Origin of the sequence: Robertmurraya beringensis (genome assembly GCF_042433785.1) — a bacterium.
Lineage (GTDB): Bacteria > Bacillota > Bacilli > Bacillales > Cytobacillaceae > Robertmurraya_A > Robertmurraya_A beringensis.
Window position 1 is genome coordinate 58,219 of the sequence record NZ_JBHLUU010000120.1, and the last position, 14,922, is coordinate 73,140.

14 protein-coding genes and 2 pseudogenes are annotated in these 14,922 nt (G+C 33.9%); all 16 read right to left on the minus strand.

The genetic code is table 11. The features are described from left to right. Nucleotides 1-7: 7 nt before the first annotated feature. Nucleotides 8-310, minus strand: coding sequence for an urease subunit gamma (locus ACFFHF_RS19405; protein ID WP_160549463.1), 303 nt, complete (start codon nt 308-310; stop codon nt 8-10). Nucleotides 311-659: 349 nt separating this feature from the next. Continuing rightward, a pseudogene (locus ACFFHF_RS19410) lies at nt 660-909 on the minus strand (beta/alpha barrel domain-containing protein); the annotation flags it as partial. Nucleotides 910-938: 29 nt separating this feature from the next. Beyond that, the gene (locus ACFFHF_RS19415; RefSeq protein ID WP_160549856.1) at nt 939-1,631 is read right to left on the minus strand and encodes an ATP-binding cassette domain-containing protein; all 693 of its coding nucleotides are present in this window, start codon (nt 1,629-1,631) and stop codon (nt 939-941) included. After that, a complete protein-coding gene (locus ACFFHF_RS19420) occupies nt 1,632-3,275 on the minus strand; it encodes an ABC transporter permease subunit (protein ID WP_160549857.1) in 1,644 nt (547 codons plus the stop codon). A 160-nt stretch (nt 3,276-3,435) separates the two neighbouring features. Continuing rightward, a complete protein-coding gene (locus ACFFHF_RS19425) occupies nt 3,436-4,518 on the minus strand; it encodes an extracellular solute-binding protein (protein ID WP_160549858.1) in 1,083 nt (360 codons plus the stop codon). A gap of 222 nt (nt 4,519-4,740) precedes the next feature. Then, nucleotides 4,741-5,424 carry a DUF421 domain-containing protein gene (locus ACFFHF_RS19430; protein ID WP_160549859.1) on the minus strand — a complete coding sequence of 228 codons (684 nt, stop codon included), beginning with the start codon at nt 5,422-5,424 and terminating at the stop codon, nt 4,741-4,743. Between the two features lie 513 nt (nt 5,425-5,937). Next, nucleotides 5,938-6,474: pseudogene (locus ACFFHF_RS24815) on the minus strand (phospholipase D-like domain-containing protein); the annotation flags it as partial. Nucleotides 6,475-7,055: 581 nt separating this feature from the next. Next, nucleotides 7,056-7,541, minus strand: coding sequence for an SEC-C metal-binding domain-containing protein (locus ACFFHF_RS19440; RefSeq protein WP_160548787.1), 486 nt, complete (start codon nt 7,539-7,541; stop codon nt 7,056-7,058). 74 nt (nt 7,542-7,615) lie between these two features. Then, a complete protein-coding gene (locus ACFFHF_RS19445; RefSeq protein ID WP_340901919.1) occupies nt 7,616-8,458 on the minus strand; it encodes a DUF6398 domain-containing protein in 843 nt (280 codons plus the stop codon). A 46-nt stretch (nt 8,459-8,504) separates the two neighbouring features. Next, nucleotides 8,505-8,789 carry an RQC domain-containing protein gene (locus ACFFHF_RS19450; RefSeq protein WP_340906131.1) on the minus strand — a complete coding sequence of 95 codons (285 nt, stop codon included), beginning with the start codon at nt 8,787-8,789 and terminating at the stop codon, nt 8,505-8,507. After that, a complete protein-coding gene (locus ACFFHF_RS19455; protein ID WP_377058866.1) occupies nt 8,789-9,094 on the minus strand; it encodes a hypothetical protein in 306 nt (101 codons plus the stop codon). The genes ACFFHF_RS19450 and ACFFHF_RS19455 overlap by 1 nt, the downstream gene beginning before the upstream one ends. A 115-nt stretch (nt 9,095-9,209) precedes the next feature. Beyond that, nucleotides 9,210-9,617, minus strand: coding sequence for an SEC-C metal-binding domain-containing protein (locus ACFFHF_RS19460; protein WP_340901916.1), 408 nt, complete (start codon nt 9,615-9,617; stop codon nt 9,210-9,212). 258 nt (nt 9,618-9,875) lie between these two features. Beyond that, the gene (locus ACFFHF_RS19465) at nt 9,876-10,208 is read right to left on the minus strand and encodes a Rho termination factor N-terminal domain-containing protein (protein WP_340901914.1); all 333 of its coding nucleotides are present in this window, start codon (nt 10,206-10,208) and stop codon (nt 9,876-9,878) included. Nucleotides 10,209-10,773: 565 nt separating this feature from the next. Next, nucleotides 10,774-13,212 carry an excinuclease ABC subunit UvrA gene (uvrA, locus tag ACFFHF_RS19470; protein ID WP_377058862.1) on the minus strand — a complete coding sequence of 813 codons (2,439 nt, stop codon included), beginning with the start codon at nt 13,210-13,212 and terminating at the stop codon, nt 10,774-10,776. A 17-nt stretch (nt 13,213-13,229) separates the two neighbouring features. After that, nucleotides 13,230-14,321, minus strand: a complete 1,092-nt coding sequence (locus tag ACFFHF_RS19475; protein ID WP_377058863.1) for a ThiF family adenylyltransferase — start codon at nt 14,319-14,321, stop codon at nt 13,230-13,232. Beyond that, on the minus strand, nt 14,308-14,610 hold the full coding sequence (locus ACFFHF_RS19480; RefSeq protein ID WP_377058864.1) for a hypothetical protein: 303 nt from the start codon (nt 14,608-14,610) through the stop codon (nt 14,308-14,310). The genes ACFFHF_RS19475 and ACFFHF_RS19480 overlap by 14 nt, the downstream gene beginning before the upstream one ends. Between the last annotated feature and the right edge of the window lie 312 nt (nt 14,611-14,922).

Below are 14,922 nucleotides of genomic sequence, written 5' to 3' on the forward strand. Positions count from 1 at the left end.
CCTCTCATTAACGAATGGGGTCATGTACCGTCACAAGCTTTGTACCATCCGGAAAAGTTGCCTCCACCTGAATATCATGAATCATTTCAGGAATACCCTCCATTACATCTTCCCTTGATAAAATTGTGGCACCATACTGCATTAACTGAGCCACAGTCTTCCCGTCTCGCGCACCTTCAAGGACTTCATATGTAATAATTGCGACAGCTTCTGGATAATTAAGCTTCAACCCTCTCTTTTGCCTACGCCGTGCTAAATCAGCCGCTACAACCACCATCAATTTCTCCATTTCCCGCGAAGTAAGCTTCATTTATCTCACCCTTTCATTCAACAGCCCCCCCATTCGCACATTAGTTAACATGCGATGTGAGGAAAGTTAACATATAAATAAGGTAACATATGTTGGATTTTTTTACAATATTTTAAAAAATAAAAAAACGAGACCCAGGGACGAGTAGGGCTGGTATATAACTCAAAAAAACTTTACCCTCTTGGTCATACGAATTCTCAGATTACGAAGAATGTGTATCCCTAAGTTATCCAAGAAAATAAAAAAAGAAGCCTCCCAAAAGTTCAGTGAACTTGTGAAAAGCTTCTTTTTCTATATTATAAGCATACCAATCAAACCAAATGCTATCTTATTTATTATTCACTTTTTCCTAATCTGCCGCAAATTTCCCCAGACCTCCATCGGTTAGTGGATGCTTAGAAAGCTGCTCAATGACACTATAAAGAACCATTGCAATGTGAGCACCAGACATAGCTACAGGAGTTACATAATCGGGATGTCGATCAGAAGCCGCAATAATTTGTGAGTCTAAGTTTTGAATGCGGATTACTTCAGCGACCTTGGTTATTATTTGTACCCTCTTCAGAAATATATCAATTGCCTAAAAATGGGGAAACATATGGGCCTTCATTAAGCTGCTCTTCCACATTTATATTAAGGAATAACCGTTAGGCGATTCAACCTTTGATATACTTTTTACAACACCCTTTTCAACCAGAACTGTACGATCTGCCAATGCAGCCGCATCTGCTTGATCGTGGGTGACAAAAATTGACGTACTTTTTGTTTGTTTGAGGATTTCCTTCAGTTCACTTCTAATTTTCATTTGAAGACTTCCATCTAGATTACTGAAAGGTTCATCAAAAAGTAATAGAGAAGGTGCTGGAGCTAAAGCTCGCGCAAGTGCCACCCTTTGCTGTTGTCCCCCACTTAGTTCATATGGATATCGTTTTTTATAATCCAAAAGGTTCACTAGCTCCAACATTTCGTTTAATCTTTCCTGCTTTTGCTTTCTCTTCATATGACGAAGACCAAATTTTATATTATTTTCAACCGTCATATGTGGAAAAAGAGCATAGTCTTGAAAAACCATACCTATTCCCCTTTTCTCTGGTGGAATGAAAGTATGCCCATCAACCATTTTCTGACCATTGATTACTATCACACCAGACTTAGGTGTTTCTAATCCTGCAAGTAATCTTAATATTGTACTTTTTCCACTACCACTCTCACCAAGAATTGCGATGATTTCCCCTTGATTTAAATGTAGAGAAAAGTTATTGATAGCTGGCTGACTTGCACTTCCATATTGATAGACGAGATTTTCAATTTGTACAAACATTTAATTATGCTCCCCTCGATCAAGTACTTTATGAAAAATAAAGATACAAATCCCGCTAACTAAAATGATTAATAATGATGCAGATGCAGCTTCACTGATCATTTCGTCATTGGCGTAGCGAAAAGCTCTTGTAGCTAGAGTCTGAAAATTAAATGGCTGAAGTAACATCGTTAATGGTAATTCTTTTAAAATATCAACAAAGACAAGAATAAATCCACCAATAATGGCCCCCTTCACCATAGGAATGTCTACCTTTAAAAAAGTACGAAATGTTGAGAAACCAAGAGTTCTTGATGCTTCTGTAAAAGTAGTACCAACTTTTTCAAAACCGGCTTCAATCGAATTATAACCAACTGCTAAGAAGCGAATTACATAAGCAGTAATAAGCATCACGATACTCGTGCGCAACACAAAGGTTGTATCGAAACCAAGCTGCTTAAATAGAGTCCCAAGATTACGGTCTATCATTAGAAAAATAGAAATAACGCCAATTGCTATAACTGCACCAGGGACTGAATAGCCTAAAACTGTCACTCTTGAAAGAACTTTAGGTAACCCCCCCCTGTGAATACGTGAGTAATTAGCTATGATTAACCCTACTTTAACAATGATTATTGCAGCTATTGAAGCAGCAAGAAGGGAATTTTTGACTAGTGTATAAAATTCTGTTGTTAAGATTCTCTCATATGTCATTAACATCCAAAAGATTAATTGTACAAATGGGATAAGGAATGCAAGACTAAAAATAGTAAAACAATAACTAAAAGCAAACCAGGCTTTTACCCCTTTTAACTGCTTTGGCTGAATAGGTCTAACTTTTGTTGTGGAATAACTAAATTGCTTTCGACCACGTATGACCTTTTCAATTATTAATATGAAAATAACAACGACCATCAATGTTCCTGCTAATTTAAAGGCAGAGTCTTTATCTCCCATTGCAAACCAAGTCTGAAAGATTGATGTAATAAATGTTTGAATGCCATAATATTTTACAACCCCATAATCATTAATTACTTCTAACATAACAATTGTTGCACTACCAAAGATGGCTGACTTGGAAATAGGTAGTACCACTCTAACAAACGTTTCAAAAGAATTTGCTCCTAGCAATCGAGCGTTTTCAATAATGGAGGAAGATTGATTTTCAATAAAACTTTTTGTAATGACATAAACGTATGGAAAGAGAAACATTGTAAAGATAAAAATCGTACCTTCCATTGACATCATACTGAAATATTTTTGATCTACTTGAAGCTCAAAGGTGTTGCGAAGGATTGATTGAATAAATCCTGTATAATTAACCATCCCTTGATAAGTATATGCACCAATAAAAGGTGGTATCGCTAGAGGCAATATTAAACCCCATCTAAAAAAGTTTCGAAGCGGGAACTTATAAACCGTAACCATCCAGGCTAAACTGGTGCCAATAATGATTGTTGTAAATCCAGTAAAAACTAATAAAATGGCCGTATTATAAAAAATATCAAAAAGTAAATATTCTTTTATATGAAACCAGTTCTCATTTGACTCTCCAAAAAAATGAATTGCAATGAGGATATTAGGTAATAGAATAATAGAAATAAAAACGAAACTTAATATTGCCCACATATTTATTTGTGTTTTTACTTGTTGAACGAATTTCATGACTACACATCCCTACATTAATACAAAACCATTCCACTGGGCTCCTACCATTTAAGTATACAGAATACTTAATTGCAAGTGAATATCATTCTCAAAAAAAAGAAAAAAGAAAAAGAAAAGCTGTACTATAAAATATATAGCACAGCTTCTTTATAATAAATTATTTCCACCCTACTTCATTAAGCAGTTGAATTGCACGACTATTGTTATCTCCAAGGATTGTTAAGTTAATATCTTGCTCCTTAAACTCCCCCCAAGAAGTTAAAGTTTCGGAAATTGCTGCTTCTGTATTTACTGGATATTCATTGTTTCCTTCAGCAAATAGCTCTTGTGATTCTACACTTGTTAGGAATTCGATAAACTTAACTGCATTATCTACATTCTTTGCATGTTTAACTACTGTTGCACCACTAATGTTAATGTGTGTTCCATTAGTTTCTTGATTCGGGAAGAAAACTCCGACTTGTTCTCCAACTTTTACTTCTTCTGGGTCAGTAGAGTTTAATAGTCTTCCAACATAATAAGTATTTGAAATTGCAACATCACCTTCACCAGCAACAACAGCTTTAATTTGATCTGTATCTCCACCCTCTGGTGTTCTTGCCATATTAGCTACTATTCCAGCCGCCCAATTTTTTGCCGCTTCTTCACCATTTAATTCGATAAATGAAGATAATAGAGATTGATTATAAATGTTTTCAGAAGAACGAATTAGTATACGCTCTTTCCAAGTATCTTCAGTTAATGCTTCATATGTTGAAAGCTCAGATGGATTAACTCGATCCTTTGAATAAACAATTACACGAGCACGTTTTGTTAAACCAAACCAATGGTTTTCATCATCACGAAGCTTTTCTGGAATATTTGTTGTTAATACTTCACTTTCAATCGCTTGAGTTAACCCATCAGCCTTTAAACGGGCTAGATTACCAGCATCTGCAGTAATAAATACATCTGCTTCTGTTGCTTCTCCTTCATCCTTTAAGCGCTGAACAAGCTCATCTTTACCTGAAATTACGTTTACCTCAATTCCAGTTTCCTCAGTGAATTTTTTGTAGAGCTCTTCATCTATATCATAGTGTCTTGTAGTATATAAGTTTACAACACCCGCTTCTTCTTCACTTGTTGCTTGTTCTGTTGTTTCCTCTGTTTTTTCTTCTTCTTTTGCTTGGTTGCACCCTACCAATCCAAGAACCAAGACAGATAGAAGTAGTGAAAATAATATTATCTTTAAGTGCTTCATTTTGTTTTTCCCCCTTAAATTTATGTAATTTCACCTACAAAGAGAATGAAAATCATTCTCACTAGTATATAAATATGATATTAATAATGATAATCATTGTCAATAACTATTGTGAAAATAATTATTATTTTATTCATGTGATTATCAAGAGCGTTCAAAACCAAATAGCTAGATTACTACATTATATAATCGAGTATTTGTATGCTCCTATCCAAACAAATTTTATTTGGGACTTATATGTATGCCTTCACTTTCTCGCCAATCTGCGTAGAGTATACTCTTTACATTATTATACCCATTGATAGTTAATTTGTTATCTAACCACTGTTGATTAAATCCGAGTTCATGTAAATTATCCAATAAAATTTCCCCATCTATAATTAACGATGTTGGGAGGTCTACTGAACTTTCTGGAAGATTAAGATCTTGCTTTTCTGGTTTTTGATACTTGGATTTTAATAATATACTTATTTGCCCATTTGCTTCCAATATACCGTATTTGACTTCACGAACTGAAAAAACATTATTTTGTCGAAGTATACTCAAAACTTGATTTACATCCAATTTGTTCTTTTTAAGTAACTTTCGATCCATGACACCATCCCGAATGATGATGTTAGGATCCCCTAATAAGAGAGAACGTGTTGTTTTATTTTTTAGAGTTATAAACTCTATTCCCAACATAAGAACCGTCCACAATCCGATAGCATATAAAAAATGAAAAATCCTTACCCTATCTTCATAAATGGTATTTCCTAAAAAATCACCTAGTACTAAAACAAAAACTAAGTGAAACGGAGTTAACTGATAGATGGATGTTCTGCCTGTTATGATAATGATAAAAAATAAGGTAACAAAACCTACGATCGTTTTGATAGTCAGTAAACCAATATTAACTTCTTCCAAATTTTCTTCCTCCAAATAAAATTTTAATTAGTTGTAAGATCTTTAAGTTTAGATAAAGAAAGTAATTTTACAAAACAACTAAGTTTCTTATAGAATGTCTCGTTTAACGAGTTTAGCCATATACCCTAAGGTACAACTAAAAAAACGACTAATATCAACCATTCCCAAATTAAAAACTCACATTCTTTAGCCAACTATTTAATTCAAAAAGGTACAGTTTATCTTCTAATAAACGTATTTCCTTAAGATTCAATTAGATTATCTTTTGATACCACCTCAATAATTAATTTAAAAGGTAACAGATATTTATGATTTTAAACTTTTTACTACCTTTTTAGCATTACCCTTTTTTGTAATTAATTTCAAACTGATATAAGAAAAAAAAACATTTTATATGAAGTTTTCTTCTAACACGGATTTTTTACTTTTTCAAATAAATCAGAAACATTTCAAAAACAATGAATTTTTTAAATATAGCTTTAAGATAGGACAATAATAACAGTATATATCAACTTATAATAATGGAGAAAGCACGCGAGCTCCCTGTTCTACAATGCGCTCGGTCAGGGTTCGTTGCAGCAAGTCTTTAATTCTTAATGGTACAGAATTAGTAAGATCCCTTTCGAACTGCTCTGTGAGTTCCCACGCCACTTCAGCACTGTACAAGACTTGACTTACCTCATAATTGAGGCGAAAACTTCTCATATCATAGTTTGCTGTGCCTACTTCTGCAATTTCATCATCGATGATCATTAGTTTCGCATGTAGCATTCCTTTGTTGTACTTGTAGATTTGGACTCCAGCTTCTATAAGTTCCCCGTAATAGGCACGACTTGCAAACCCCACGATTTTTTGGTCAATGTGGTGAGGAACCAGCAATCTTACGCGCACACCACGAGCCACAGCTGTCTTTAATGCCATGATAATATCTATTTCTGGTACAAAATAGGGTGTTGTTATATCAATAGTCTTTGTCGCCTGTGTTATACATATAAAGTAAGCTTGCCGAATAACTGGAGTAGAGATTCCAGGGTTTCCTTCCAACGTATGCCCATGCACAGTGAAATGTCGTAAAGCATCGGCGATTGTCGATGCTTTATCACTATATGTATCAGGCAATTTATCAGACTCATTATGAGAAGAGTTCAATCTTTTCCGATGAATTAGCTGGGGATTTGATATGCTTAGGTACAGCCAGAAACCAAGGATAGGCAACACGAGGACGATTATTATCCAATTCAAAGCCTCCGCAGGCCGACGAACTTCCCAAATCGCTTTGAATAACATGAAGAACGTATGAATATTTACGCTCATATGACCGCAAATACGGAAGAAAAGGCCTCCCACCAGTTCAGTAAACTGATGAAAGACCTTCTCTGATAAGATGGTTTTTGTGAAAAAAATGAACATTTTTTGCTTCCTATGAGCAAAATTATGAGCATTTATCTTTATTCCACTTAAAAACCCCTATATACAAAGCTTTCTTTATTAAAACAATCATACAAGTTTGCACTACAATAGAATTTCTTTTGTATCATCTAATTTTTTAATACTAATGGGTTCGGATATTTCAAAAGCCAACACTGCTGGACTAAGGAGGAATATTAATTTAAATTTAGTATAACAAATAACTACACACCACAGCACTTTTTGTATTTTTTCCCACTCCCACAAGGACAAGGATCATTTCTTTTAGGCTTTTCCACTGGCAATTCAATTTTATTGCTATTTATTTCCGGACTTCCTTGTAAAACTGCCTTTCCCGCTTCCTTCATCTCCTTATATCGCTTTTTTAATAGCTCCATTGCTTCTGCACTATCTTTTAATGAACCCTTAACAATCTCATCCACTTGTCTCTTAGAAATACCATAGATATCAAGAATCTCATACCTTTTCCTTTTCAAAGATAATCTTATAGCAAACTCAGAATCATTATTTTCGCTTTCTGTAAAGATAAGAATAACATCATCACATTTGCAACTTGGATTCATACAATACTGATCATGCATAATATATTTTATATCATTTACTTCAGTTCCTAAGACAAGCCCTTTTTTCTCTTCAAACACATCAAAATAACTAAAGGTATTACCACTTAAAATATCAGATTTTCCCATAGTTTCCACTTTTTTATCATTCCTATTTTCAGTCTATTAAAAAATGCATTCAAAGAACGATCCACTATTGAACATTATCTGTATGACCAGAACCATTCTTGATATAAATCTATCCATTTAAAATTCTTATGTCCTTCATCCAATTTGATGCTAGCTAATGGCAGTATTACTTTTTTTCTACCCAACCTGCCTTCAACAAGAATTCCATAATTTTCGTCTACTTTCATCTCTTGGTCTAAATGAATACAGCTGACTTCAAATTCTGCGATTTCTAAAGGGCCAACTTCCTCTTCATATATCGCAGTAAAAGGAAATATCATATGTTGTAATAGATATTCATAAAAACTCATTAAACTTGTCTCTTTTACATTGAGTAATTTGTCCATATAACTTGCATTATATTTATTACCTCTCTCTAAACCGCTTATTCCTAATATTTGGGCAGCTTGAATTTCCCATTCTTCGATTTCAATCTGCTGATCATTCAAAATATCTTGAGGAACGATTAATCCATTTACTATTGAAAGGTTATTAAAAGGACTACCTTGAACAACTGACTCTATCGAGAAATTACTATCAAAATAGGTCATATTAAACATATCTCTAATTTTCTTCGACTTTTGCGAAGTCGTACTTTGCTTGGTGCCAAAATACTCAAAAATTTCTGTAGCAGACACATATGGTTGACTAGATTTATCAAATAAAAAATTAATCGTTCCCAAAGCATGGATTACTGCCGCAGCCCATATTTCAATACGGCCTGACAGGAATGGAATGTCTCTTTTTCTAGCCATTTTGTTTATTAATTTTTCAATTACTCCCTCATATTCTTCATTTAAAAATTGCTTACTAAACTCAATTGTTAATTTCAGTAATTCTGCCTTCTTTTCCTCTATCTTTTCTTTTGGTTTAGTCATACTCCACAACCTCTATTCTATTAGTCTGCTCTTAAAGTAGATTTTCTTAATTAATAGGAGAATTCGTTATCCTTTTCGTTATGACACTTTTTACATCTAAATCATAATCGATCATCCAGTCAATTTTTTGCATAATTTCATCTAGATTTTCTGATTTATAATAACCATAGACAGGACACTTATCCAGCTCCAGCTGTAATACTTTCTTCTCCCGTGAGTCCTTTAAGATTTTGGCAAGAAGTGTTCTTCCACCTTTAGCAATAATTTCATCAGCTGCTCTCAATATGACTTTTATTTCTTCATCAGATAATCGATCAGCCTTAGATTTCATCAAAATGGTAAGTCCTCCTCATCAACCCAGTGATCAGAAACAATCAGTTTTTGTTGTTTTTTGGGCTTTTTTTTTAATTCTTCTCTGAGGGCAGGCTTAAATGTAATGACCCTATTGAACTTCTCCTCATATAGATCACGAATCCATACTTTTACAGGTGCTTTCCATAGCTGATTAGGCGTGGGGATATTTTTAATTAAGCTCTTAGCTGTCATCCCCAACTCCTTAGCCATTTGTAGATCAGTCTCATTCAATTTGCATCGTTTTTTGGCCTCTGCCCAAGCTTGTGAATTCCTTTTTGCCACCAACACCAAATCCTTCTTTTTAGACAATAAATTGTGAAAGATATTCTGCAATATAACTCATTATCCTTTTGTCCACCCACTAAACTTTTAACATTTTTTATCACTGTTCAGATTTTCAACTCCCACAACATTTCTTAAATTTCTTCCCGCTCCCACATGGGCAAAGATCGTTTCTCCCCACCTTTTGACGGGTTTGGAGACTAATGACCTCTCCTTTTTTATTAGGCAAAGGCGGTAATGCCTTCTTTTCCTGAGCGAATAGCTCTTCCGATGTATATCCCTTTAAATACCATTCCCTCGTATTATTCATAAGAAGAACAACGGCATCCATCAGTCTTTGCACTACTTCTAAGCTTTCGAATGTCAGTTGAGTCTGTAAATATTGAAGAAGCTGACTAGGTTGATTGCCTAATTTCGCATGCATAATACAGTCCTCAACAAACTCCTTCGCCTCTTGTTTTGACATCCGATACTCTTTCGTAAATAGAGATAAAGGTTGAGAATAACCTTTTGGACACTCCACATAGTCGTTTCACCTGCTTCAAGGAGCTGTTTCTTCGAGAATGGATAGTAATCAATATTCTTTCTAGATGCCTGCTCCTCTAAAATAACTAAAGGGTCTAGCAGTAATCTTTATCCAATCCGTATTCCGCTTAACATCTGTAAGTATCGTTTCGTCTTGAATAATTTTCACTAGAGAAGGCAATAATTCCAAAGGGATTATGACGATTGTATTACCATTTTGAAAACTAGTAAACATAAAACCAGTTTTATGGAGATACTACATCTCCTCGATTTCTAGATTGTTTGCGCTCATAACTCCATTATTGGCAATGATATTTTTTATTAAAAATAATCGTCGCTCATCGAACTGACTGATAATATTTCTGAAAAGAACAGGGATTGCCTCTGCCAAAGATTGAATTAACTCCGCCTTTTTCATCGAGCTTATATTTTTAATTTGCAGCTTTTTCCGGATGTCTTGAAGATCTGCGACTTTTAATGCGGATAGCGCTTCCTTTAATGAAGCTATTCCTATTATTTTATTCTTTTGATTCTTGTTTTTATTTACCCCTTTCACATTGCGTCCACCTCTGACAATATCAAAAGCCACGGCAACTCCTTACTAGCCATCTTTTTCATCGCATTTTTATTTTTTCATTTTATCACGCATGTGCTTAATATGAACACTTGAAACGGGGCCGACTACTCTAAAAGTAACTTTCTTATCCCTCCAACTAAACTTTCATATATAAAAAAGAAGCTTCCCATAAGTTGGCTCAACTTATGAGAAGCTTCTATAATTTGTTAACATTCCACTCTCATCTTACATAAAGCCCTTATATATCAAGGGTTTGAGGGCGTTTATTACATCATGCCGCCCGTAGTCTGCTAGAGTGTAATATTGTTAACATCGAGTGCAAAAAGTGCGGTAAATCAACGTTTTGGATATTGCTTACTGTAATATCTTTAACGTTGAGTTACCGTTTATTATGGAAGTGTGTCGGGAAGATGTTAGCAAAATGTTAGCATTTTAGTACGGAATTTCTATTAATAAGGTAGAATTAATCACATTTAAAATTGCACTTAAACAAAGAATTATAAAAAAATCAATTACCATAGCACAGATTTTCGTAACTCCTTATCGCTAGTTCAATTAGAAAAGTAGAAAATTTTCTCTAAAAGTAATTTTTTATTAACTTAGAATTTAGATACTGACCTGTTAATGATTTCTTTACCTTAGCCACCTCTTCCGGTCTTCCCTCAGCGATGATATATCCTCCGGCCTCTCCACCTTCAGGGCCTAAATCAATAATATAATCTGCACATTTTATTACATCTAAGTTATGTTCTATTACGATTATTGAATTTCCTTTATTTACCAGTATTTCGAAAATAGAAATTAACCTTTTTATATCATGAATATGTAGACCTGTTGTTGGTTCATCAAATATAAATACATCATTTCCAGAATCTTGTTGATAAAGATAACTTGCCAACTTTATTCTTTGAGCCTCACCACCAGATAAGGTAGTTGAAGGTTGCCCTAACTTAATATAGCTAAGCCCGACATCAACGAGTGCTTGGAGTTTCCTTAATATTCTCTCTTCGTCATCAAAAAACTTCAATGCTTCTTCCACTGACATTTCTAGAACGTCTGCAATAGATTTACCTTTATAGGTAATTTGAATTATTTCTTCTTTATATCTGCTACCTTTACATTCAGGACAAGTAATGTAAAGATCAGAGACGAAGCCCATGTCAAACTTTAAATATCCTTCACCTTTACATTCTTCACAACGCCCACCTGTAACATTAAAACTAAAATCACTCTTATTAAAATTTTTTTTATCAGCTTTTGATTTTTGCTCATATAAAACACGTATATCATCAAATACACCTGTATATGTAGCTGGAGTGGATCGAGGTGTTCGGCCAATAGGTGATTGTGTCACTCGAATAACCTTACCAACTTTTTCCACACCTTCGATTTTACTAAACCCACTCAGTTCCACTGTAGAATTTTTTCCAGATCTAGATGATAATGCTTTGAATAATAGTTCATTGACCAATGTACTTTTTCCAGATCCTGATACACCCGTTACCGCTGTCAGAACACCTAATGGAAATTTTGCATCAATTTCTTTTAAATTATTTTCCTTACAATTATAGATGGTTACAAATCCATTCTCTTTTCTTCTATTTTTCGGAATATCTATATTTCTTTGACCTGATAAATACTGACCTGTTAAGGAGTTTTCATTATTACTAACTTCATCCGGAGTACCTATTGCAAGGATTTCCCCTCCACCATTACCAGCTTCTGGACCTATATCAATAAGATAATCAGCAGACATCATAATTTCTTCATCATGCTCTACCACTATTACAGTATTACCACCATCCATCAGCCTTTTCAACATTCCAATGAGTCGTTCATTATCTCTTTGATGAAGACCAATAGATGGTTCATCTAATACATATAAGATACCCGACATTTCCGAACTAATTTGATTTGCTAACCTCAACCTTTGGATTTCCCCACCCGATAAGGTTGCAATTGATCTATCGAGTGATAAATACGAAAGTCCAATTTGTTTCATAAAATATAATCTTTTTTTTATCTCATCTATAATTAAAGATGCAACTTTTTTTTCAACGTCATCTAGATAATTTAAAATCTGTTTATCAAAAAACTCGAATACAGATCCAACTGATTGTCTAGTAACTTCTCCTATATTGAGACCTGCTATAAGTACATTTAAAGTATCCTTATTTAACTTGAACCCTTTACAATTCGGGCAACATTTTTCAATCATAAAACCTGTTAATTTTTCTTTTTTACTCTCAGAAGGAGTTTCTTTATACATTTTTGATAAATCATTTATTGCTCCCTCAAATAAAACAGTTCGTGTTCGATTTTTCCCCTGATAATTTTTATAACTAATTTTATACTTTCTATCTTGAATTCCATAAAGAAGTATCTGAATGATTTCTTTATTAAGATTGCCAATAGGTTCATTCATATCAATATCTAAATCTTGACAAACTTTATCTAACAGTTTTATATAGTATTGACTTTTTTCTTCACTCCACGGTAAAATCGCACCTTCATTTAAAGAAAGACTGCTATCCATTAAGAATTTAGGCTCAATTTCTAAAATAGTTCCTTTTCCTTTACAATCTCTACAGGCACCATAGGGACTATTAAAAGAAAAATGTTTAGGTTCCAAATCTGTCTTTTTACCACTCTGATCCTTACCTATCCTAGCAAATAGTAATCTCATATAATTATGAATATCCGTAATTGTAGCAACTGTAGATTTTGGATTCCTATTAGTATTGTTCTGACTTAGTGAAACGGCTGGGGATAAACCTTTGATGGAGTCTACATCTGGTTTTGGCATTTGATCAAAAAGTTGTCTATTATTGAACGATAGCGCCTCGATGAATCTTCTTTGACCTTCCGCAAAAATAGTATCAAAGGCCAAGGATGACTTACCAGAGCCTGATAAACCTGTAATAACTGTCAGCCGGTTTTTAGGTATATTGACACTGATATTTTTTAGGTTATTTGTTCTCGCTCCTTTTATTTGAATAAAATCATTATCTAACACTTCGGTTAACCTCTTTTCTATAGGTATTTACCATTAATTCCACACCATTCACAATTATCATCATTTGTGATATTCATATATTTAACATCCATAGAATAAATATCGAATTCTCCACGTCTATTAATATTTGCTGGTTTTATTACTTTGCTCAGCACCTTAATTGCTTCCATTGCCGCTATACTTGCAGAAATAGCACAAATCGGTCCAAAACTTCCTATTTTCCTATTCTCTATGTGTAATTTCCTCAAATTAGAAGTGTCGATCTGATTAATTTCATAAAGCTTAGTTTCAAAGCATTTTACACAAGCTGACCTAAAGGGAATAATCGTTTGACCTATTAAAGATAGATGCAAATTATATCCTCCTGCAATAATATGTGGTATGCGATATTTCATACAACTTTCACCAATCCACAAGGCCGTTTGGTCGACTGTTGGTATATCAGCACAGTTAATAACTAAACTTGCATCTTTAACATATTCATCAATTCCAGTTTCATCAATATATTTATAGACTTTATTTACAGAGATTTGCGAATCTATTTCAAGTAAATTTTTATGGACAATATCTATTTTATTTTTCCCTATATCATTAAAACCAAAGCTTAGTTGTCGATGTAAATTAGTTTTTTCAACTATGTCAGCATCTATTAATGTAAAGCTTTTGACTCCAGACTGTGCAAGTTGAAAAGTCACCCAAGTTCCTACCGCGCCAAGTCCCACAATTACCACATGAGAACTCCTTATGGTATTCCAAACTTTTATCTTTTCATCATTTACCGATACATAATCCTCAATAAAATTTAACACCCTTCGAAAGCCTGTATAATCATCCTTGTTCCATTCCTTATCTGCATCAATAATGACATTTTTCCTTTCTAAAAAGTTTAACAATTTGATCATATTTTCTTTAGCTAATGAATCCAAATTATATTCTTGGCATATTTCATTAATATCACTCATACCATCCAATGATAAAATCAGGTTAATAATATTTTCATTTGGGACTCTCATCGTTACTTGTCTTCGCGTATTCGTTAGAAAAAACTCTATCACATTTTTTTCGTGTACAACTGAAGAAACAGACGATCTAATTTTAGGCTTCCTCATAAACAATCTCCCCGCATGTTTTACAATTTTCATCTCTCTTTACATCTAAGTAAGTTATATCCAGAGTATCAAATAGAAACTCCCCTCTAGATTTACCATACGTTCTAAAATCGGTTAAACCAGCTATGTACTTGATAATTTCAATTACACCATAGCTTGCAGAAAATAATGACATGCTAGATAATCCACCGATTTCTTGATAACGTTCCTTTACTGGATGCGGCTTAGGTTTCCATCCTTTTAAGGCCTCGGCAAAATAATCTGCGTAACAATCTACACAAGGAGTCAAACCCGGTATAATTAACTCCCCAGTACTTGCTAGGTGTGCATCAAACCCTCCAGCTATATAATGCGCTTTTCTTTGTTTTATACATTCGCGTGAAATTTTTAATGAAGTATGACCAATATAAGGCTCATCAGCAGTATTAACAACAAAATCCGCCTTACTAATTAAATCGGTTATATATGTATCAGCACTAGTGTTGCATAAATAATTTCGTAATTTTCAGTTTAATTATATTCTCTATTTAGAGCCAAAAAAGTAAATACCCAACAAAGGTGGCTCCATCCATTTGGAAATTTATTTACAATTAGACCTGTG

Bases quoted from the DNA above. Each gene is read 5' to 3' on its own strand.
- ACFFHF_RS19405 (WP_160549463.1), bottom strand. From the start codon at position 310: ATGAAGCTTACTTCGCGGGAAATGGAGAAATTGATGGTGGTTGTAGCG.
- ACFFHF_RS19415 (WP_160549856.1), bottom strand. From the start codon at position 1,631: ATGTTTGTACAAATTGAAAATCTCGTCTATCAATATGGAAGTGCAAGT.
- ACFFHF_RS19420 (WP_160549857.1), bottom strand. From the start codon at position 3,275: ATGAAATTCGTTCAACAAGTAAAAACACAAATAAATATGTGGGCAATA.
- ACFFHF_RS19425 (WP_160549858.1), bottom strand. From the start codon at position 4,518: ATGAAGCACTTAAAGATAATATTATTTTCACTACTTCTATCTGTCTTG.
- ACFFHF_RS19440 (WP_160548787.1), bottom strand. From the start codon at position 7,541: ATGGGAAAATCTGATATTTTAAGTGGTAATACCTTTAGTTATTTTGAT.
- ACFFHF_RS19445 (WP_340901919.1), bottom strand. From the start codon at position 8,458: ATGACTAAACCAAAAGAAAAGATAGAGGAAAAGAAGGCAGAATTACTG.
- ACFFHF_RS19450 (WP_340906131.1), bottom strand. From the start codon at position 8,789: ATGAAATCTAAGGCTGATCGATTATCTGATGAAGAAATAAAAGTCATA.
- ACFFHF_RS19475 (WP_377058863.1), bottom strand. From the start codon at position 14,321: ATGAGGAAGCCTAAAATTAGATCGTCTGTTTCTTCAGTTGTACACGAA.